Source organism: Streptomyces sp. A0642, assembly GCF_004795105.1.
In the GTDB taxonomy this organism is placed as follows: Bacteria; Actinomycetota; Actinomycetes; order Streptomycetales; family Streptomycetaceae; genus Streptomyces.
Map to the genome: position 1 here is coordinate 15240 of NZ_SSBL01000004.1, position 21129 is coordinate 36368.

At 71.2% G+C, this 21129-nt stretch carries 15 protein-coding genes; 4 read left to right on the forward strand and 11 right to left on the reverse strand.

Annotated features, from left to right (window positions below; translation table 11 throughout):
• A complete protein-coding gene (locus E6R60_RS09680) occupies positions 1 to 1374 on the forward strand; it encodes an FAD-dependent oxidoreductase (protein ID WP_136326060.1) in 1374 nt (457 codons plus the stop codon).
• A 24-nt stretch (positions 1375 to 1398) separates the two neighbouring features.
• Here E6R60_RS09680 and E6R60_RS09685 read toward each other — a convergent pair whose 3' ends face one another.
• Positions 1399 to 1767: a helix-turn-helix transcriptional regulator gene (locus E6R60_RS09685; RefSeq protein ID WP_136326061.1), complete on the reverse strand. Its 369-nt coding sequence runs from the start codon at positions 1765 to 1767 to the stop codon at positions 1399 to 1401.
• 149 nt (positions 1768 to 1916) lie between these two features.
• Between E6R60_RS09685 and E6R60_RS09690 the strand changes: the two genes are divergently transcribed.
• A complete protein-coding gene (locus E6R60_RS09690) occupies positions 1917 to 2501 on the forward strand; it encodes a YdeI/OmpD-associated family protein (protein ID WP_136326062.1) in 585 nt (194 codons plus the stop codon).
• A gap of 7 nt (positions 2502 to 2508) precedes the next feature.
• Here E6R60_RS09690 and E6R60_RS09695 read toward each other — a convergent pair whose 3' ends face one another.
• The 7 genes from E6R60_RS09695 to E6R60_RS09725 form a co-directional block, all read right to left on the reverse strand.
• The gene (locus E6R60_RS09695; protein ID WP_136326383.1) at positions 2509 to 2925 is read right to left on the reverse strand and encodes an acyl-CoA thioesterase; all 417 of its coding nucleotides are present in this window, start codon (positions 2923 to 2925) and stop codon (positions 2509 to 2511) included.
• Between the two features lie 36 nt (positions 2926 to 2961).
• The gene (locus E6R60_RS09700) at positions 2962 to 4056 is read right to left on the reverse strand and encodes an aldose epimerase family protein (RefSeq protein WP_136326063.1); all 1095 of its coding nucleotides are present in this window, start codon (positions 4054 to 4056) and stop codon (positions 2962 to 2964) included.
• 90 nt (positions 4057 to 4146) lie between these two features.
• Complete coding sequence (locus tag E6R60_RS09705) at positions 4147 to 5166, reverse strand: LacI family DNA-binding transcriptional regulator (protein WP_136326064.1); 1020 nt, start codon at positions 5164 to 5166, stop codon at positions 4147 to 4149.
• Between the two features lie 98 nt (positions 5167 to 5264).
• A complete protein-coding gene (locus tag E6R60_RS09710) occupies positions 5265 to 6302 on the reverse strand; it encodes an ABC transporter permease (RefSeq protein ID WP_136326065.1) in 1038 nt (345 codons plus the stop codon).
• Positions 6299 to 7273 carry an ABC transporter permease gene (locus tag E6R60_RS09715; protein ID WP_136326066.1) on the reverse strand — a complete coding sequence of 325 codons (975 nt, stop codon included), beginning with the start codon at positions 7271 to 7273 and terminating at the stop codon, positions 6299 to 6301. Before E6R60_RS09715 ends, E6R60_RS09710 begins: the two co-directional genes overlap by 4 nt.
• Entirely contained in the window at positions 7270 to 8883 is a 1614-nt protein-coding gene (locus E6R60_RS09720) for a sugar ABC transporter ATP-binding protein (RefSeq protein ID WP_136326067.1), read from the reverse strand. Before E6R60_RS09720 ends, E6R60_RS09715 begins: the two co-directional genes overlap by 4 nt.
• Positions 8884 to 8982: 99 nt before the next feature.
• Positions 8983 to 10068, reverse strand: coding sequence for an ABC transporter substrate-binding protein (locus E6R60_RS09725; protein ID WP_136326068.1), 1086 nt, complete (start codon positions 10066 to 10068; stop codon positions 8983 to 8985).
• Positions 10069 to 10573: 505 nt separating this feature from the next.
• Between E6R60_RS09725 and E6R60_RS09730 the strand changes: the two genes are divergently transcribed.
• Both E6R60_RS09730 and E6R60_RS09735 read left to right on the forward strand, forming a co-directional pair.
• On the forward strand, positions 10574 to 13018 hold the full coding sequence (locus E6R60_RS09730; RefSeq protein WP_136326069.1) for an RICIN domain-containing protein: 2445 nt from the start codon (positions 10574 to 10576) through the stop codon (positions 13016 to 13018).
• A 161-nt stretch (positions 13019 to 13179) separates the two neighbouring features.
• Positions 13180 to 15525 (forward strand): AbfB domain-containing protein, encoded by a 2346-nt coding sequence (locus E6R60_RS09735; RefSeq protein WP_136326070.1) that lies wholly within the window; start codon positions 13180 to 13182, stop codon positions 15523 to 15525.
• Positions 15526 to 15726: 201 nt separating this feature from the next.
• On the opposite strand, the gene E6R60_RS09740 is transcribed toward E6R60_RS09735, so the two are convergent.
• The 3 genes from E6R60_RS09740 to E6R60_RS09750 form a co-directional block, all read right to left on the reverse strand.
• Positions 15727 to 16239: a GNAT family N-acetyltransferase gene (locus E6R60_RS09740; RefSeq protein ID WP_240802482.1), complete on the reverse strand. Its 513-nt coding sequence runs from the start codon at positions 16237 to 16239 to the stop codon at positions 15727 to 15729.
• Positions 16240 to 16396: 157 nt separating this feature from the next.
• Positions 16397 to 19687: a LamG-like jellyroll fold domain-containing protein gene (locus E6R60_RS09745; protein ID WP_136326071.1), complete on the reverse strand. Its 3291-nt coding sequence runs from the start codon at positions 19685 to 19687 to the stop codon at positions 16397 to 16399.
• 297 nt (positions 19688 to 19984) lie between these two features.
• Positions 19985 to 21082 carry an NADH:flavin oxidoreductase/NADH oxidase gene (locus E6R60_RS09750; protein WP_136326072.1) on the reverse strand — a complete coding sequence of 366 codons (1098 nt, stop codon included), beginning with the start codon at positions 21080 to 21082 and terminating at the stop codon, positions 19985 to 19987.
• Between the last annotated feature and the right edge of the window lie 47 nt (positions 21083 to 21129).

A 21129-nucleotide genomic window follows, 5' to 3' on the forward strand; every position in this document is an offset into this window, starting at 1 on the left:
GTGCTCCGTGTCGCCGTCGTCGGCTCCGGCCCCAGCGGGGTCTACACCGCCCAGGCTCTGGTGGCCCAGAACCTGGTGCCCGAGGTGCGGGTGCACGTCCTGGACCGGCTGCCCTGTCCGTACGGACTGGTGCGGTACGGCGTCGCGCCGGACCACGAGAAGATCAAATCGCTCCAGCAGAGCCTGCGGGCCGTCCTGGAGCACGAGCGCGTCACCTTCGTCGGCAATGTCGCCGTGGGCGGGGACGGGGTGTCCCCCGAGCGGCTGGGCGAGCTCTACGACGCGGTCGTCTACTGCGTCGGAGCGGCCACGGACCGCCCGCTGGGCATCCCCGGCGAGGAGCTGCCCGGCAGCCATTCGGCGACCGAGTTCGTCTCCTGGTACAGCGCCCACCCGGACACGGCCGCGGGTCTCTTCGCGCTGCGGGCCCGTTCGGCCGTCGTGATCGGGATCGGTAACGTGGCGGTCGACGTGGCGCGGATCCTCGTACGGGGCGCGGACGAACTGCGCCCCACCGACGTGCCGCAGCCCGCACTCGGCGTGCTGGCCGGCAGCCGGGTGCGCGAGGTGCACATGGCGGGCAGGCGCGGCCCCTCCCAGGCGCGGTTCACCACCAAGGAGCTCCGCGAGCTCGGCTCGCTCCCCGGGGCGCGGATGGTCGTGGACCCGGCGGAGCTCGCCCTGGACCCCGCGTACGGGGACGCGGTGGCGGGCTCCCCGCCGCTGCCCGCGATGGTCCGGCGCAATCTCGACGTGCTGCGCGGCTGGGCCGGCGGTCCGCCCGGGACGGGTGACGGCCGCCCCAGGACCATCGGGCTCCGGTTCTTCCTGCGCCCGGTCGAACTGCTGGAGCGGGCGGGCCGGGTGGCCGGTGTCCGGTTCGCCCGTACGGTCCCGGACGGGAACGGCGGGGTCCGCGACACGGGGACGTACGAGGAGATCGGCGCCGAGCTCGTCCTGCGGGCGGTCGGCTACCGGGGCATGCCGCTGCCCGGGCTGCCGTTCGACGCGGTGCACGGCACGGTGCCGCACCGGGCCGGGCGGGTGCTGCGGGACGGGGTCCCCTCGCCCGGGGAGTACGTGGCCGGGTGGATCAAGCGCGGCCCGACGGGTGTCATCGGGTCGAACCGTTCGTGCGCGAAGGAGACCGTGGCGTCGCTGATCGAGGACGCGCCGCTGCTGGCGGGGCGGCCTTCGGCCCGGGACCCCCTCGCCGTACTGCGGTCCTGGGGGCTGCGGCCGGTGGAGTGGGACGGCTGGCTGTCGATCGAGCGGGCGGAGGCGACGCTGGGACGGTCGCTCGGCCGGGGGCCGGTGAAGATCCCGGACTGGCCGGGGCTGCTGGGAGCGGCGCGTGGCGACGGACCGGGGTGACCGACGCGGCACAGCCCGTGGCCGTCAGTCCTTGCCCAGACGGCCGGCCTGGAGGTTCGCCGCCTCCAGCACGCGGTCGAGCAGCCCGGGGAAGAGCGCCTCCAGGTCCTCGCGCCGGAGCCCGTTCATCTTGGCGGTCCCGCGGTAGACCTGCTGGACGATGCCGCTCTCGCGGAGCACCCGGAAATGGTGCGTGCTGGTGGACTTGGTCACCGGAAGGTCGAACCGGGAGCAGGTGAGCTCGTCGTCGGCGGCGGCCAGTTCGCGGACCACGCACAGCCGTACCGGGTCGGAGAGCGCGTGCAGGACCGTTTCGAGCCTGATCTCGTCCCGCGCGGGGTGGGCCAGCGTACGAGCGCCGGCTGCCGGTTCGGTGGCGCTGGCAGGGGTCACGGTCGCTCCGCATCGTCGCTCGTCCGGGGCCTCCCATGATACGAGACCTGTCGTAGTTGGCGGGCAATAGGACAGGATCCGGCCTGAAGGGTGGCTAGCGTGGTGAAGCCGCCGGGCACCGGCCCGGCCCCCCGAGGAGGCGCAGTCGGATGCCGGACCCCCAGGACACCCCCGAGAACGCACGTACCTTCGCGGGGCCCGCCGAGCTCGAAGCCTGGCTGGAGGAGCACCACGCCGAACGAACCGGGATCTGGCTGAAGATCGCCAAGCGCAACTCGGGCGTGCGGTCGGTGAGTGCGGCCGAAGTGGTCGACTCCGTGCTCTGCTTCGGCTGGATCGACGGGCAGCGCAAGTCCCTCGACGACGTGTACTACCTCCAGCGGATCACGCCCCGCCGGCGCCGCAGCCCGTGGTCGCTGATCAACGTGGAGAAGGCCGGGGCGCTCACCGGCGCGGGGCGGATGCGCCCGGCGGGTCTCGCCGAGGTCGCCCTGGCGCAGGCGGACGGACGGTGGGAGGCCGCGTACCCCTCGCAGGGCAGGGCCACCGTCCCGGCCGATCTCATCGCCGCCCTGGAGGCGAACGAGCCGGCGCGGCTCTTCTTCGAAGGGCTCGGCAGGTCGGACCGCTATCTGGTGCTCCTGCGCCTCATGACGGCCACGACCCCGGACGTGAGGGCGGCCCGCCTCCGGAAGGCGGTGGCCTCCCTGGCGGCGGGCCGGAAGATCCGCTGACGCCCGGTCAGCCGCTCAGAAGCTGGGGGTCCTTGGCGAGAGCGGCGAGCCGGCCGGCCGGATCCGTGACCAGCCTGCGCGTCGTCAGGTCGAGGACGCCGGCCACGCCCGTGATCTCGGCCGCCACCGTGCCGTCCTCCTTGAGGATCTGCTGGGCGACGGTGAACGTCTTGCCCTCCCCGTAGTCGAACCGGCAGGACACCCGCACCCGTTCGCCGCCCCGCAGCTCCTTGCGGTACTTGACCGTGACTTCCAGCGCCACGGGGCCCACCCCGTCGGCCAGCAGCTTCTCCTGGGGCAGACCGGCGGCCCGCAGCAGTTCCCAGCGCGCGTGCTCGGCGTACTGGAGGTAGACGGCCTGGTTGAGATGGCCCTGCGTATCGAGCTCGTAGCCCCGTACGGTCACGTCGACGAAGAAGGTCATGGACGTCGGAACAACCGGCTTCATTCCCGCATTCCCCTACCCGTCCGCCCGTCGGTCCGTTGCCGTCGCGAGGTGCGGGAACCTCAGCTCCGTGCGGCTGGAGAAGACGTCGTCCGGGCGCAGGACGGTGCCGGGGTGGCCGGGGCGGTTGGGCGAGTCGGGCAGGTGCTGGGTCTCGAGGCAGACCGCGCCGTGCCGTGCGTGCCGCCCGCCGTCGGGGGCGGCCAGGGTGCCGTCCAGCTGGTTGGCCGTGTAGACCTGGATGCCCGGTTCGGTGGTCCACACCTCCATGATCCGCTCGCCGCCGGGCGCGGCGAGCCGGGCGGCCCGGCGCAGGCCGCCCGGTGCCGCGGGCGCGTCGAGGACCCAGCAGTGGTCGAAGCCGCCGGCGCGGCGCAGTTGTTCGTCCGGGAGCGCGAGGCACTCCCCGATGCGGCGCGGAGCGGTGAGGTCGAACGGGGTGCCGCCCACAGCCGCGACCGGGCCTTCCGGGATGCCCTCGTCATCGACCGGCAGATAGCCGCCGGCATCCACCTGGAGCGTGTGGCCGAGGACGTCGCCCTGCGCGGTGAGGTCGAAGTAGGCGTGGTTGGTGAGGTTGACGACGGTGGGGCGGTCCGTGGTGGCGGTGTAGTCGAGGGCCAGGGTGCCCGCGCTGTCGAGGGTGTACGTCACGGCGACGTCCAGCGCGCCGGGGAAGCCCATGTCGCCGTCGGGGCTGTGCAGGGTGAGCCGGAGCGTCGCTGCCGTGTCGGTGGCCTCGCCCGCGGCATGCCAGAGGCGGGTGTGGAAGCCCTCGGGGCCGCCGTGCAGGGCGTGGCCCCGGTCGGTGGCCGGGATCCGGTACGACGCTCCGTCGAGGAGGAAGCGGCCGTGCGCGATGCGGTTGGCGAAGCGGCCGATGAGGGCGCCGAAGAACGGGTTCTCGCCCGTGTAGTCGTCGAGGGAGGCGAGCGACCGTACGACCGACGCGGGAGCTCCCCCGGTGTCCGGCACGGTGAGGCGGTGCAGGATGCCGCCGTAGGTGAGGATCTCGGCCCGGACTCCGGTGCCGGAGTCGAGGGTCCAGACGTCGACGTCCGTACGGGCGTGGGCGCCGAACGGTGTGCGGGTCACGGTGGGGCGAGGCATCAGGGATCCTTGGGAGGAACGGACGGCCCGGCGGGGCGGGGACGGCGGGCCAGGACGGGTGATCCTGCGGACGGGATGGCGGGCCCCGGCCTACGCGGGGGGCCGCGGCACGGTCGATTCCCGGACGACGAGACGGTAGCCCGGCCGGGGCCGCCGGGGTTCGGTCACCGCGTCGCCCGAGAGGCGTTCGACGAGGCTGTCGACGGCGAGCCGGGCGATCGCCTCCTTGTCGGGGGCGACCGTGGTGAGCGTGGTGGCCCCGTACAGGCTCTCCTCGATGTCGTCGAACCCGACGACTGCCACGTCCTCGGGGATGCGCAGCCCCCGTTCGGAGAGGGTGCGCATCGCCCCGATGGCGATGAGGTCGTTGTACGCGAACACGGCGTCGGGGCGTTCGCCGCGGTCCAGGAGGGCGGCCATGCCGGCGGCTCCGTCCTCGCGGCCGTAGCCGTCGGTGACCACGACGAGCGACTCGTCGGCCTCGATGCCCGCGGCGGCGAGCTCCTCGCGCCAGCCGCGCAGCCGCAGATGGGCCGGCTGGCGTTCGCGTCCGGTGCGCGAGCCGAGGAAGGCGATCCGGCGGTGCCCGTGGTCGACGAGGTGGCGCACGGCCTCGCGGGACGCGGCCACGTTGTCGATGGCGATGTGGTCGTACGGGGCCTCGTACTCGCGCTCGCCGAGCAGCACGAGGGGCGCGGTCTCGGTGCGCGCCATCAGGTCCTCGGTCTCCAGATGGATCGGGCTGAGGATGAGTCCGTCGATCACATGGGACCGGAATCCCTGGCTGACCAGGAGTTCCTTCTCCCGGAGGCCGCCGGTGTGGTCGACCAGCACGGTGTAGTCGTGCCGGGCCGCCGCGTCGACGACCTCGCCGGCCAGCTCCGCGAAGTACGGGTTGCCGAACTCGGGGACGGCGAGGGCGATGATGCCGGTGCGGCCTTTACGCAGATGGCGGGCGGTGAGGTTCGGCCGGTAGCCGAGCTCGTCGATGGCCTGCTGGACCTTGGCGCGCATCTTCGGTGTGACGTGCTGATAGTTGTTCACCACGTTCGACACGGTCTTGATGGACACGCCCGCCCGTTGCGCAACGTCCTTGAGGCTGACGCCCACGACACTCCCTGGATCGACTTGTCGCGCTGGCGCGCGGTGGCCCGGCTCCGCCGGTTCGGCTGCGAACGGTGTGCCGGGGCGGCGGCCCCGGCACCGGTTCAGGTACTTCTGCGGCTGCGCGACAGATAGCGCTGGGCCACGACGACAACAATAAGGAACCCTCCGCTGACGACCGACTGGTAGGAGGAGTTCAGCCCGCCTATCTGGTTGATCAGGTTCTGGATGACCTGGAGCAGCAGGACGCCCCAGAGGGTGCCGCTGATCGATCCGGCGCCGCCGATGAGGAGGGTGCCGCCGATGACGACGGCGGAGATCGCGTCGAGCTCCATGCCCACGCCGACGATGGTGACGCCGGAGGAGAGCCTGGCGGCGTTGAGCGCGCCGGCGAGTCCGGCCAGCAGTCCGCTGAGCAGGTAGACGAGGATCTTGGTTCGGGCGACGGGCAGGCCCATCAGCGTGGCCGCGTCGCTGCTGCCGCCGACCGCGAAGAGCGTCTGTCCGAACGAGGTGCGCTGGAGGAGCAGGCCGCCGATGCCGAACAGCGCCAGGGCGATCAGGACCGGGTAGCCGAAGCCCTGGACGCTGCCCTGTCCGAGGTCGGCGAAGGCGGAGTCCTTGGGGACCAGATAGGTGGTGGCGCCCTCGTCGGTGAACGCGAGGAGCAGGCCGCGCGCCCCCAGCAGGGTGGCGAGGGTGACGATGAAGGGCGCCATCCCGGCGCGGGCCACCAGAAGGCCGTTGAGCAGCCCGATCGCCGCGCAGACCACGAGGGGGACGGACAGGGCGGCGAGGAAGCCCCACTGGGAGGCCCAGGCGGCGAGCACCCCGCCGAGGGCGAAGACGGATCCGACGGACAGGTCGATGCCGCCGGTGATGATGACCATGGTCATGCCGAGGGCGACGACGGCGAGGAACGACGCCTGGACGGTCACGCCGCGGGCGTTGTCCAGGGTGGCGAACGTCGGGTAGATGAAGGACGCGACGGTCACGACCGTGAGCAGGACGGCGAGGACGCCCTGGCGCTGGAGGAGTTCGGCGATGCGCTGCCCGCCCGCGGGGCGGGCCGTGCGGCCGCCGGCCGCCGGGGGTGTCGTGCGCGGAACCTGGGCCACGGGGGCAGGTGAGGTGTGATTCATCGGGACCGACGCTCCCGGGCGACGTAGACGGCGGCGATGATGATGGCCGCCTGGGCGATCTGTGCGGTGGAGTCGGGCAGGTCGTGCTTGACGAGGGTGGCGCGCAGCAGCTGCATCAGCAGGGCGCCGGCGACCGTGCCGAGGACCCGGATGGAGCCTCCGTTGAGCGGGGTGCCCCCGACCACGACCGCCGTGATGGCGGAGAGTTCCATGAGGGTGCCGAGCGAGGAGGGGTCGCTGGCGGTGAGCCTGGCCGTGGCGAGGATGCCGGCCAGGGCGGCCAGGACCCCGCAGAGCACGTACACGCCGATGAGGACGCGGCGCACGGGCAGCCCCGCGAGGGCGGCCGCCGGCCGGTTGCCGCCGATGGCGACGACCTGGCGGCCGAAGGTGGTGCGCTGGACGAGGAAGGCGACGGCGACCGCGAGGACCGCGGCGATGAGCACGACCAGGGGGATCCCGAGGAAGGAACCGGTGCCGAGCGAGAGCAGGTCCGGGTTGACGATCTGCTTGAGCTGACCGTCCGCCAGGACCAGGGCCAGACCCCGGCCCCCGACGAACAGGGCGAGGGTGGCGACGATGGGCTGGAGTCCGACGAGCGAGACCAGTGAGCCGTTCACCGCTCCGACCACGGCACCGGCCAGCAGCGCCAGGGCGAGGGCGGGCACCAGCCCGTACCCGAGGTACAGCGGCAGGAGGGCGGTGGCCAGCGCCATGGTGGAGCCGACGGAGAGGTCGACGCCCTCGGTGCCGATCACGAGCGCCATGCCGAGGGCGACGATGACGATGGGGGCGACCTGGACGAGCTGGGTGCGGAGGTTGTCCGCGGTCATGAAGTGCTCGGTGAACAGGGCGTTGAAGAGGAGCACGACGGCGACGGCGAGGTAGACGCCGTACTCCTGGTACCAGGCGGGGTCACGGAGCCGGGCCAGTGGCCGGGCTGCGGGGGTGGAGAGGGCGGCCTGGGTCATCGGGGGTCCTCCTCGGCGGCAGGGGTGTGGCCCGCGGGCGCCGGTGCGTGGTCGGCGAGCACTTCGAGCAGATGGCTCTCGGCCACCTCGTCGCCCGACAGTTCGCCCGCGACCGCGCCGCCCCGCAGGACGACGATGCGGTCGGCGCCCTCGATGAGTTCCTCGATGTCGGAGGAGATGAGCAGGACGGCGAGGCCCTCGCGGGCGAGGTCGTCGATGAGGCTCTGGACCTCGGCCTTGGCACCGACGTCGATGCCGCGGGTGGGTTCGTCGAGCAGCAGGACCTTCGGCTCCAGGCAGAGCCAGCGGGCCAGCAGGACCTTCTGCTGGTTTCCGCCGGAGAGCTCACCCACCTTCTGTTCGGGGCTCGCGGCCTTGATCCGCAGCCGCTTCATGAAGATGTCGACGATGCGGTCCTGCCTGGCACGGGAGACGATGCCGGCGCGGGAGAGGCGGGGCATCGCGGCCAGCACGATGTTCTCGCGGACGGAGAGGCCGGGGACGATGCCTTCGGCCTTGCGGTCCTCGGGCAGCAGGCTGATGCCGGCCCGGACGGCGCCGGCGGAGGTGAGGCGGCGCAGGGTGCGTCCGCCGATGCTCAGCTCTCCGGAGTCCAGGGCGAGCGCGCCGGCCAGGGCCTTCGCGGTCTCGCTGCGGCCGGAGCCGAGGAGGCCGCCGAGGCCCAGCACCTCACCCGCGTACAACGACAGGGATATGTCGTGGAGCTGGTGGTCGCGGGAGAGGCCGGTCGCGGTGAGCACGGGGGTGCGAGAGGCGTCATGGCCCTCGGAACCGAAATGGGTGACGCCGTCGCGGCGCACCTCGGCCAGGTCGCGGCCGAGCATCATCGAGACGAGTTGCATGCGGTCGAGGCCGGCGAGGTCCCCGGTGTGGATGTGCCGGCCGTCGCGGAGCACGGTGACGCGGTCGCAGATCCGGTACAGCTCGTCCATGCGGTGGCTGACGTAGAGCACGGCGATCCCGCGTGCGCGCAGGTCCCCGATGACCCGGAAGAGGGTCTCGACCTCGCGCGGCTCCAGCGAGGACGTGGGTTCGTCCATGATGACGACCTGGGCGTTGACCGAGACGGCCCGGGCCAGCGCGACCATCTGCTGGGTGCCGATGCCCAGGGTGTGCAGGGGCCGCTTCGGGTCGACGCGTACGCCGAAGCCGTCGAGCAGTCCGGTCGTCTCGCGGTGCATCCGGGCGAAGTCGATCAGACCGAGGCGGTTCTTGGGTTCACGGCCGAGGAAGATGTTGCGCGCCACGCTCATCAGCGGGACGAGGTTCACCTCCTGGTAGATCGTGGAGATGCCCGCCTGCTGCGCCTCGAACGGCCGGGCGAACGCGATCGGTTGACCGGCTAGCCGCAGTTCACCCTCGTCGGGCCGGTAGACGCCGGTCAGCACCTTGATCAGGGTGGACTTCCCGGCCCCGTTCTCCCCGACGAGTGCGTGGGTCTCCCCGGCGCGCAGGGAGAAGGAGACGCCGTCGAGGGCGAGGACGCCCGGGAAGCGTTTGCTCACCGAGCGGGCTTCCAGGACGGCCGCGGCCGGTGCGGATGCCTCCTCCGCGAGGGCCGGCTGCGGTACTGCTTCAGGTGGTGCCATGGCTGTTCTTGGCCTTCCGCTCTTCCAGGGGTGCGGGCCCGGAAGCCGCCGTGACCTTCTGGGAGGGCCACGGCGACCGGGCTGTCGGAACTCGGGCTGTCAGAACGCGCCGCCGAGCGACGCCTTGGCGTTGGACTCGTCGTAGGCGCGGTCGGTGATGATGACGTTCTCGGGAATCTCCTCGCCGCCGTAGAACTTCTGGGCGGTCGCGAAGGCCAGCGGGCCGAAGCGCGGGTTGGACTCGATGACGGCGTTGTACTCGCCGTTGACCAGGGCCTGCACGGCGTTGCGGGTGCCGTCGATGGACACGATCTTGACGTCCTTGCCGGGCTTCTTCCCGGCGGCCTTCAGCGCGGTGACGGCGCCGAGGCCCATCTCGTCGTTCTCCGCGTAGACGGCGGTGATGTCGGGCTTGGACTGGATGAGCTGCTCCATGACCTGCTGGCCCTTGTCACGGGCGAACTCACCGGTCTGCTGGGCGACGATCTCCAGGCCCGGGGCCTCGGCCTTGAGCTGGTCGACGAACCCCTTGGTGCGGTCGGTGGTGACGTTGTTCCCCGAGGCGCCGAGGAGGATGGCGACCTTGCCCTTGCCGCCGGTCGTCTTGATCATCGCGTCCGCCGCACGCTTGCCCTGCTCCACGAAGTCGGAGCCCAGGAAAGCCACATAGTCCTCGCAGGCGGTGGCGTTGACCTTGCGGTCGATGGTGAGGACCGGGACCTTCTTGGCGGCGGCGGCCTTCAGAGCCGGCTCCAGGCCGTCGGAGTTCAGCGGGGCGACGATGAGGAACTGGGCGCCCTGGGACAGCATGTCCTGGATATCGCTGATCTGCTTGGAGAGCTGCGACTGCGCGTTGGTGGTGAGGAGCTTCTTGACGCCCGCCTTCTCGGCCTCGTCCTTGATGGACTGGGTCTCGGCGATCCGGAAGGGGTTGGCCTCCTTCTCCGACTGGGAGAAGCCGACCACGGCGTCCTTCAGATCCAGCTTCGGCGCCCCGTAGGTCTGCAGCGAGCAGCCCGAACCGGAGGAGGACTCGGGGGACTTGGCCGCCTGCGCGCCCTGGCTGCTGTCGCTGGTCGCGGTGTCCGGGGTCTCCGACTTGGAGCAGCCGGAGGCGGCCAGCGTGGCGGTGGCGGCGAGGAGACAGGCCACGGCGAGGGTACGGGTTCGACGCTGGATCATCATGCGCGGGAGCTCCTTGGCGGATTGACGGCACGCCGATGGGCGTGCGGTCGGGCATGGCTGGACGAGGCATCGGCTGCCGCTCGGTGGCTGATGTCGCCGCATTCCTCACGGGCCCGCCGGCTGGAGGAGCTGCGGTCGTGAGGGTGTGCGCGGCCTCTCGGCGGCTCGATTTACAACGTTATACAGCCGCCCCGACACGGGCGGCAAGAGTGCGGTCGATGTTTCCGGAACGCGCTCGGAGCCGCCCTGCGCCGACGGGCGGCTCCCGCCGTACCGGTTGCCGCCGCACCCCTGGACAGCCGCCCGGCGCCGTGCTGTCATACCGCCGGTACCCAATTTTCCAACGTTGCAAGCACGGTGTCGCGCATCCTGGCGGTCGCGACGGCGTGCCCTGCCGTGCGCGTGCTCCGCATCCGTTCCGGGCGGGCGTCATGGCAAGCCCTCCGTGTCATGTGCCGTTTCCGAGCCGGAGCCCCGCACGGCCGGCCGAGAGCAGGAGCCCTCCATGCCCCTGAACCGCAGACAACTCATGGCCGGCGCACTGGCCACCGTCGCCGCCTCGGCCGCGTCCGGCCGCTGGGCCACCCTCGCGACCGCGGCCGACCACCGGGCGAAGCCGGCTCACGGCGGCCACTACGCGCCCAACGCCGCACCGCTGCATCCGACCGCGTTCCTGAGACTCCCGCCCGGCCACGTCACCGCTCGCGGCTGGCTGGCCGGACAGCTGAAGCTCCAGCTGGACGGACTGTGCGGCCGCTACGAGGAGTTCTCGCACTTCCTCGACTTCACCGCCACCGGCTGGGTCCGCCCGGAGCTGGGCGGCTGGGAGGAAGTCCCCTACTGGCTGCGCGGATACGCCGACCTCGCGATCGTGACCGGTGACGCCCAGGCCCTGGCCGCCGTCCGCCGCTGGTTCGACGCGATCCTCGCCACCCAGCAGTCCGACGGCTTCTTCGGCCCGAAGCCGCTGCGTACGTCCCTGAACGGCGGCCCGGACTTCTGGCCCTTCCTGCCGCTGGTACAGGCCCTGCGCTCCTGGCAGGAGTACTCCGGCGACATTCGGGTCATCCCCTTCCTCAGCCGGTTCTTCCGATACATGAACGCCCAGGGGCCCGGCGCGTTCAACACCAGCTGGATCGCCCTGCGCTGGGGCGACGGACTGGACAGCGTCTTCTGGCTCTACAACCGCACCGGCGACGCCTTCCTGCTGGACCTCGCCGACAAGATCCACGCGAACGGCGCCGACTGGGGCGACAACCTGGTCGACCCGCACAACGTGAACATCGCGCAGGGCTTCCGCGAGCCCGCCCAGTACGCGCTGCGCAGCGGTTCGGCCGAGGACACCCGGAACACGTACGGGACCTACGGCAAGGCGATGGAGCAGTACGGTCAGTTCCCCGGCGGCGGCTTCGCCGGGGACGAGAACGCCCGCCCCGGACACGGCGACCCCCGGCAGGGCTTCGAGACGTGCGGCATCGTCGAGTTCATGGCCAGCCACCAGCTGCTCACCCGGATCACCGGCGACCCGCTGTGGGCCGACCGTTGCGAGGAGCTGGCGTTCAACTCGCTGCCCGCCTCGCTCGACCCGTCCGGCAGGGCGGTCCACTACATCACCAGCGCCAACAGCGTCGATCTGGACAACGCTCCCAAGAAGGAGCGGCAGTTCCAGAACGGCTTCGCGATGCAGGCGTTCCTGCCGGGCGTCGACCAGTACCGCTGCTGCCCCCACAACTACGGTATGGGCTGGCCCTACTTCGTCGAGGAGCTGTGGCTCGCCACCCCGGACGGAGGTCTCGCCGCCGCGATGTACGCGAGCTGCGAGGTCACCGCGAAGGTCGCGGACGGCACCGAGGTCACCTTCACCGAGGAGACCGGCTACCCGTTCACGGACACGGTCACCCTCACCCTGAGTGCGCCCCGCCGCCTCGACTTCCCGCTGGTGCTGCGCGTCCCCGCCTGGTGCGACAGCCCTCGGATCGCGGTCAACGGTCATCCGGTCACCGCCCCCTCCGGTCCGGCCTTCACCCGCCTCGACCGCACCTGGGCGGACGGCGACAAGGTGACCCTCCACTTCCCGCAGAGGACCACCGTCCGCACCTGGGAGCACAACCACGGAGCCGTGAGCGTGGACCGGGGCCCGCTCACGTACTCCCTGCGGATCGGCGAGGAGTACCAGCGCATCGGCGGCACCGATCAGTTCCCTGAGTACGCGGTGCACGCCACCAGCCCGTGGAACTACGGACTCGTCCTGGACGACCGGAAGCCCGCCTCCTCGCTGCGCCACCACACGGTCCGCCACGTCGAGGACGCCAACCCCTTCACGCTCGACGGCACCCCGCTGACCATGACCGCGCAGGCCCGCCGCATCCCGGAGTGGACGGCGGACGGCGAGCACGTGGTGGCCCCGCTCCAGGACTGCCCGGCGGGGAGCAGCGAGCCGGTGGAGGAGATCACGCTCGTCCCCATGGGCGCGGCGCGGCTGCGCATCACCGCTTTCCCCACAGCCGATCCCGGCGCGGAGCCATGGCTCGCCGACCGCTGGTACCGGTTCCGCAACCGGCACTCCGGCAAGGTGCTCGGCGTCGACACCATGTCCACGGCCAACAGTGCCCACGTCGTCCAGTTCGGTGACACGGGCACCGACGACCACGACTGGCGGCTCGTCGCCGAGGGGGACGGCTGGTACCGGATCCGCAACCGGCACTCCGGCAAGGTCCTCGGCGTCGACACCATGTCCACGGCCGACAGTGCCCACGTGGTCCAGTACGACGACAACGGCACCGACGACCACCTCTGGCAACTCGTCCCCGACGCCGACGGCTGGTACCGGATCCGCAACCGGCACTCCGGCAAGGTCCTCGGCGTCGACACCATGTCGACCGCCGACAGCGCCCACGTCGTCCAGTACGACGACAACGGCACCGACGACCACCTCTGGCAACTCGTCTGACCCCCCTGCCGTTCCACTGGCACCTCGTCTGACCCCTGACGTTCCACTGGCACCTCGTCTGCCCCCTGACGTTCCACGCACGTCACGCACCGCTCCCCGCGCCGCCCGGCGCGGGGAGTTTCCCCTGACCGGGCTGGCACCCGACGAAGGAGACGCATCACATGAGCCGTTTACGTGGACCCGGCCGCAGGCCGTGGTGGAGACGGGCGATCGCCACGACGGGACTGCTGGCGCTGGCGTCCTCGGCACTGGTGGGAGTCGGTTTCGCGCCGGCCGGCGCCGCGTCCTGGGCGCCCAAGCCGGCCCCCATGACCACACCGTGGACCAACCAGGTCCCCGTCGACAAACCGCTGCCCGAATACCCGCGCCCCCAGCTGACCCGCCCGGACTGGGCCAACCTCAACGGCCTCTGGGACTTCGCGGTGACCGGCCGGGACGCCGGTCAGCCGGCGTCGTTCCCCGATCAGATCCGGGTGCCGTTCGTCGCGGAGTCCGCCCTCTCGGGCATCCAGCGGAAGATCACCGAGAACGACAAGCTCTGGTACAAGCGCACCTTCACTGTGCCGGCCGGCTGGAGCGGCCGCCGGGTCGAGCTCAACTTCGGCGCGTCGGACTGGCAGACCACGGTCTGGGTCAACGGCGCCCAGGTCGGGGCGCACAAGGGCGGCTTCGACTCGTTCGCCTACGACATCACCCCGCAGCTCAACGGCGGGACGAACACCGTCGTGGTCTCCGTCTACGACCCGACGCAGACCGGCGGCCAGGCCGTCGGCAAGCAGCGCATCAATGACGTACAGCCCCACAGCGGCGGCGGCATCTTCTACACCGCGGCCTCCGGCATCTGGCAGACCGTCTGGCTGGAGCCCGTCGCGACCGCCCACATCACCCGCCTGGACATGACGCCGAACCTCGGCGACAGCACGCTGCGCGTGAAGGTGCAGGGCGCATCCGCGACCGGGCGCAGTGCCCGGGTCACCGTCTCCAGCGGCGGAACCGTGGTGGGGACCGCCACCGGGACCGTGGGTTCCGAGATCTCCGTACCGGTGCCGAATGCGCATCTGTGGACTCCGGAGGACCCCTTCCTGTACGACGTGAAGGCGGAGCTGCTCGACGGGTCCGCGGTCACCGACTCGGCCGGGAGTTACGCGGGCATGCGGTCGATCGCCGTGGCGAAGGCCGACGGCGTCCTGCGCCCGGTCCTGAACGGGAAGTTCGTCTTCCAGACCGGCACCCTGGACCAGGGCTACTGGCCGGACGGCATCTACACCGCACCGACCGACGCCGCCCTGAAGTCCGACCTCCAGGCCCACAAGGACCTGGGATTCAACATGGTCCGCAAGCACATCAAGGTCGAACCGCAGCGCTGGTTCTACTGGGCGGACAAGCTGGGCCTCCTGGTCTGGCAGGACATGCCGGCCATGGACACCGGTAAGACCCCCGCGGCGGGCTCCCGTACCCAGTGGGAGGCAGAGTTCCACGCGATCATCGATCAGCACCGCAGCTCCCCCTCGCTGGTGATGTGGGTCGACCAGAACGAGGGCTGGGGGCAGTACGACCAGGCGCGGATCGCCAACGAGGTGAAGGCCTACGACCCGTCCCGGCTGGTCGACAACATGAGCGGAGTGAACTGCTGCGGCTCGGTCGACGGTGGCAACGGGGACGTGGTCGACAACCACGTCTATGTGGGGCCGGGCAACACCGCGCCGACCGCCACGAGGGCGGCCGTGCTCGGTGAGTTCGGCGGCCTCGGCTACAAGGTGCCCGGCCACGAGTGGTTCCCCGGAGGGGGCTTCAGCTACGAGGACCAGGCAAGCCTCTCTGCGCTGAACAACCGGTTCGTCGGACTGCTCGACGCCATCCGGGTCGGCCAGCTGCCCGCGGGGCTCTCCGCCTCCGTCTACACGGAGATCACGGACGTCGAGAACGAGGCGAACGGCCTGCTCACCTACGACCGCCAGGTGGTCAAGGTGGACACGGCGCGGGTGAGGGCCGCGAACCAGGCCCTCATCAACGCCTCCCGCAACCCCGCTCCGCCGGTGACCCTGCCCACCGGCCAGTACAAGTCCCTCCGGGTCACGACCCCGGGGTACACGAACAAGTACCTGCGCCACCAGGACGCGCTGGCCTTCACCGCGGTCGTCGACGGAGCGAGCGGCGCGCTGCTCAAGAACGACGCCACCTGGAAGATCGTCACGGGGCTCGCCAACAGCAACTGCTACTCGCTGGAGTCCCGCAACTACCCCGGTGAGTACCTCCGTCACCGGGACTTCCGGGTCCGGCGCGACGCCAACGACGGCTCGGCGCTCTTCAGGGCCGACGCCACCTGGTGCGCCGTCGCCGGTGCGGGAGGGGTGAGGCTGTCCAGCGCCAATCTTCCGGGCAGCTATATGCGCCACATCGACTCGGAGGTCTGGCTGGCCACGCCGGGCGGAACGCACGCCTGGGACAACCCGGCCACGTTCACCGAGGACACCACCTGGGCGGTGGAGGCGCCCTGGGCGCCGTGAGCTGACCGCACGGCTCCCCCGTCACGGCCACGGCCCGGTGCGACGCGAGTGCGTCGTAGCCGGGCCGTCGGCCGTCTCGCGCGTCCCCGAGCCGGCGGTGACACCGGTGTGCGGCAGAGGGCTCCGGCCGCCGGCCGCTATCGCGACCCTGAGCCGGGGGGGGCGGCGTAGGGGTACGGCCATGGCGTCCGGCCGTCGGCGCTACCGCGTCCCCGAGCCGGGGGCGACGTAGGTGTGCAGCAGGGCCGTCCGGCCGTCGGCGGTCGTCCAGTCACCCGGGCGGCTGCCGGCACGGCACCACCCGGCCCGTTCGTAGAGGGCCATGGCGGCCCTGCCGCCGTCCTCCACCTCAAGGACCGCCCGCAGCCCCCGGGAAGCCGCAGCCTTCGTCACCGCGGCGAGCAGGGCGCCGGCCACACCGCGCCGGCGAGCCGATGCCGTCACGAACAGCCGGGCCACGGAGGCCAGTTCCCGGGCCGGAAGCCCTGCGTCGACCGCCAGCGCCTCGTCCGTACGGGTGAGCGCCGCATGGCCCAGGACATCCGGTCCCTCCACCGCCACCCAGGCGCCCAGCATGCTGTCCGGCGTCAGCCAGCCTCCCGGGTCGGCCGGCCACCGGGCCGGGTAGCGGTCCGCCTCGTGCACCGTGGCCAGCGCCTCGGCGCACGCCTTCAGGTCGTCGTCGCGGCGCTGGCGGATCTCCGGCTCTCCCATTCCCCGATCCTCACACGGAGCCGTCCCGGCGAGCTCGCCGGGCAGCGGAACATGCCGCTGCCTGCCGCCGCACGGTGCGGCAGCAGGCAGCAGGCAGCGGTTCAGTGCGTCAGTGCGTCAGTGCGTCAGGCTTCAAGACTTCACGAACGGCCTGGACCTACGGCTGTCCGGCCTCGTGCAGCGCGCTCACCTCGTCGGCGGTCAACGCCTTGTCGTACACCGCGACCTGGTCGACGGATCCGTTCCAGAAGTCGGTGTTCGCGCCCGACCACTTCGCCCGGCCCACGGACAGCGCGCCGCTGCTGACGTCGGCGGATCCCGCCGGCGCGGTCGCGGCGAGTCTGCCGTCGACGTACAGCTTGATCTCGTCACCGCTGCGCACGCCGGCCAGGTGGTACCACCGGCCGAGCTCCGGCTTCATCTCCAGCCGGGCGCGGTGGGCGCCCGGGGTGGAGAAGGCGAAGGCGCCCTGTCCGTACTGGAGGTAGAAGGGGTTCTCCTGGCGCCGGCCGTCCTGGCTGACGACGGTGGCGTAGTTGCCCGGAAGCGCGTCCAGCGACGCCCAGGCCGACACGGTGTAGTCACCGGTGGTGTCGACGACGGGGCCGTCGGTCTGCGCGTACTGGCCCTCGCCGTTGAACTTCAGCGCGGAACCCCGCACTCCGGGCGCCCAGGACGTTCCCTCGGAAAGGGTCAGGTCCTTGTGGTTCGGGCCGCTGTCGGCGGCCTTGGTCCCCCCGTTCTCGTCCAGCGACCAGGCGCCGCCACCCTTGACCGCTTCCCGCTCGCCCGCTGTCGCGCCGGCGGCGATGACCTCCTGGTTGATCTTCCGCACCTGGGCGGGGTCGACCTTGATCTCCCGGCGGTCGTACGTCCAGAGCCCGTTGAGCTCGTTCTCCAGGTCGGTCACCTGGGTGTAGATGGAACCGGAGAGTTCCGCGCCGGCCGCCTCCAGGTAGTGATCGCGCGTGTTCTCGACGTACTTGGCGGTCAGCGCGGCCTTGTCGGCGACACCGCTGTAGATCGCGGTGGGCGCGCCCGGCCACATGTGTCCGGGCATCCGCAGGGTGAAGCCGCCGTGCTCGCCGTCCATCGCCGCCCGCGTGCCGTCCGGGAAGGCCGGGTCGGTGTTGTTGTAGTCGTGGTGGTCGATGATGTCGCCCTTGCCCGAGTCACCCTTGGAGTTGCAGCAGTTGACTCCGCTGTGGGCGTTGACGACGCGGGAGGGGTCGGCGGCCTGGACCTGCTCGGTGATCTTGCCGGTCTCGGTGCGGTCCCACTCGCCCCAGCCCTCGTTGAAGACGATCCAGGCACCGATCGACGGGTAGTTGTGCAGCTGCTCCATCATCTCGGCCCCCTGGTCGAGGAAGGCCTTGTGGCCTTTCTCGCCGGTGAGGTTCCCGGAGACGAAGTCCTGCCACACCAGCAGACCCATCTGATCGGCGTGGTAGTACCAGCGCGCGGGCTCGACCTTGATGTGCTTGCGCACGGAGTTGAAGCCGAGGTCCTTCTGCGCCTTCAGGTCGAAGACCAGCGCGTCGTCACTGGGCGCGGTGTTCAGGCCGTCGGGGTAGAAGCCCTGGTCGAGCTGGGCGAGGGAGAAGAACGGCTTCCCGTTGAGGACCAGCTTCTGGTAACCGCCGACCTTGGCGACGCCGAAGGAGCGCATACCGAAGTAGCTGTCCACCGTGTCCTTGGAGCTGCCGTCCTTGAGGGTGACCTCCAGGTCGTACAGGTACGGGTCGTCGGGCGACCACAGGTGCTGCTGGGCGACCGGCAGGCTCAGCTCGCTGTTGGCCGGGCCGCTGACCGTGCCGACGACCTTGCCCTTCCTGTCGCGGGCGACGGCGGTGATCCGGGCGGACTTCGAGGCGTCGCCGGAGTGGACCGTCAGGGCGAGCCGGCCCTTGTCGATGTCCGGGGTGGTCGTCAGGGAGTCGACGGCCGCGGGAGCGACGGGCTCCATCCACACCGTCTGCCAGATACCGGAGGAGGCGGTGTAGAAGATGCCGCCCGGATGGGCCGCCTGCTTGCCGGTGGGCTGGTCGGCGCCCGTGGTGTCGGTGACCGCGACGACGATCTCCTGCGGTCCGCCGCCCTTGACCGCGTCGGTGATGTCGGCACTGAAGGCGGTGTAGCCGCCGGTGTGCTCGGCGACCTGCTTGCCGTTGACCCAGACGGTGGCCTGGTAGTCGACGGCCCCGAAGTTCAGCTTCAGGCGGTTGCTCTTGCCGTGCTTGTCGCCCTTGACGGCCCAGTTCTTCGGGACGGTGACGAGCTTGCGGTAGAACATGTGGTCTTCGTGGCGCTCCAGACCGGAGAGCTGCGACTCGACCGGGTACGGCACGGTGATGCGCTCACCGAGCTTCTTGCCGAAGACGGGCCGCTCGCCCGCCGCGGCTCCGGAGAACTCCCACGGGCCGTTGAGGTTCTGCCACTTGTCGCGCACCTGCTGCGGCCGGGGGTACTCGGGCAGCGGGTGGTTGCGGTCGGCCTTGTCGCCCCACGGGGTGGTGAGGCGGTGCGTGGAGAGGTTCGTGGCGCTGCGGCTGATCTTCGGGACGGCCTCCCCGCCCGCCCGGAGGCCCGCCTCACCGTCGTACGCGACCCTGACCTGCTGGCCCTTCAGGACGGGTCCGGTCAGGGTGACGTCCAGCGCGTGGGCGTCGCCGGGTACCGGGGCGACCGACTTCACCGGGATCGGCGAGGTGTCGGCCTCGATCGTGAGGTGGTCCTTCAGCGACGCGTAGTCGCTGACCTTGTCGTCGAACGTCGCCCGGAGCGTGAGCCCGTCGTCCGATACGCCGAGCCCGACCGGGTAGACCTCGAACCCGGCCGGCGGGGTGAAGGCCGACTCGGGCACGAGCTGCTTGGCGAGCTTCGCGCTCGACCACCGCAGGAACATGTTGGCGCCGCCGACGTCCTGGAACATCTCCAGCCTGAACTCGTGCGGCTCACCGGCCTTGAGCGCGACCGGCTTGCTCGTCTGCTCGTTGTCCCAGTCCGGCACCCAGTGGTCGATCACCACCTGGCCGTCGATGAAGAGCCGGAAGCCGTTGTCGCCGATCGCGGCGAAGGTGTAGTCGCCGTCCTCGGGGGCCGTGATGCTGCCGGTCCAGCGAGCGGTGGTGTTCTCGGTGCGGCCGGTGGCGGACTCGAACGTCCCCGTGAGGCCGGGGAAGTTGATCTGCGGGTCGAGGGCGACCCCGCCGAGCTTGTCGAAGTCCCGCGCACCGGGCGCGGACATGCTGAAGTACTCACCCTTCAGCCCGTGCACGGCGGTGGCCGGATCGCCGGCCGTGAACGTGGTCGCGGAGGCGGCTCCGGCGGCCGCGGCCGGGGTGGCCGCGGCGGCCGGGACCAGGGTGGCCCCGAGGGGCATCAAGAGCGCGGCGGCGCAGGCCACCGTTCGCAACACCGTGCGGGGCCGGGGGATTTGTCGTCTCAAGGCGTCGTCCTGTCGAGAGAGCTCACGTGCCTCTAACCTGTGAGGCACAGCACATGATCGAACATTGAGCCACAGCACCAAACGCAAAACAACAGTCGTGCACGGAGAATTTTCAACGATATAAATTGGGTGCGCCGGAGCCCCCGCCCCACCCGCGCCGGATCACCGCTGTCGGGACGCGGCGGTCCGGCGCAGTCGACGCGTACGCAACCGCCCTCCCCGCGGGGCCCGTCCTCCGTCGGAAGACGGCCGGACGAGACGGTGCGAGGAGGGCTCAGGAGGGCCGCGGAGGACCGGTCAGATGGCGTACGCGTACTGCTCGGGCGCGTGCGCGGTGCCGCTCAGCTCGCGTGCCGCGTACTGCGCCCAGGACGGGTTCCGCAGGAGTTCGCGCCCGAGGAGCACGGCGTCCGCGCTGCCTTCGGAAAGGATCTTCTCGGCCTGCTGAGGGTCGGTGATCAGGCCGACCGCGGCGACCGGAAGCGACGTCTCCCGCTTCACGCGTTCGGCGAAGGGCACCTGGTAGCCGGGACCGGCCGCGATGCGTGCGCGGGGGGCGTTTCCGCCGGTGGAGACGTCCAGCAGGTCGACGCCGTGGGCCTGGAGCTCCCCGGCCAGCCGCACCGTCTCGTCGGCGGTCCAGCCCTCGCGCTCGTCCTCCGCGTTCTCGGTGAGCCAGTCCGTGGCGGAGATGCGGAAGAAGACGGGCAGGTCCTCGGGCCAGACCTCGCGGACGGCGTCGACGACCTGAAGGGCGAACCGGACGCGGTTCTCGTAGCTGCCGCCGTACGCGTCGGTGCGGTGGTTGCTGTGGGGCGACAGGAACTGGCCGACGAGATATCCGTGCGCGCCGTGCACCTCGGCGACCTGGAAGCCCGCCTCGACGGCGCGGCGCGCGGCCTCCCGGAAGTCGGAGACGACCGACTGGATCTCGTCGACGGTCAGCTCGTGGGGCACCGGGTAGCCGGTGTCGAAGGGCAGCGGACTGGGGGCGACGGGCGTCCAGCCGTGGTCCTCGGGACCCACGGGCGCGCCGCCGGTCCACGGGGCCGCCACGGATGCCTTGCGGCCGGCGTGGGCGAGCTGGATTCCGACGGTCGAGCCCTGCGCCTTGACGAAGTCCGTGATCCGGCGGAACGCGGCGGCCTGGGTGTCGTTCCAGATGCCGAGGTCGGCGGGACTGATCCGGCCCTCGGGGCTGACCGCCGTCGCCTCGGTGAGGATGAGGCCGGTGCCGCCGGCGGCCCGCGCCGCGAGATGCGCGAAGTGCCAGTCGGTGGGCACACCCGTCTCGGGCCCCTCCACCGCGGCGCAGTACTGGCACATGGGTGCCATCCATGCCCGGTTGGGCACGACCAGCGACCTGAGGGTGAAGGGCTCGAAAAGGGCACTCACGACGGACTCCGTTTCGACGGGTGCGGAAGGATCGCTAGTACGATACA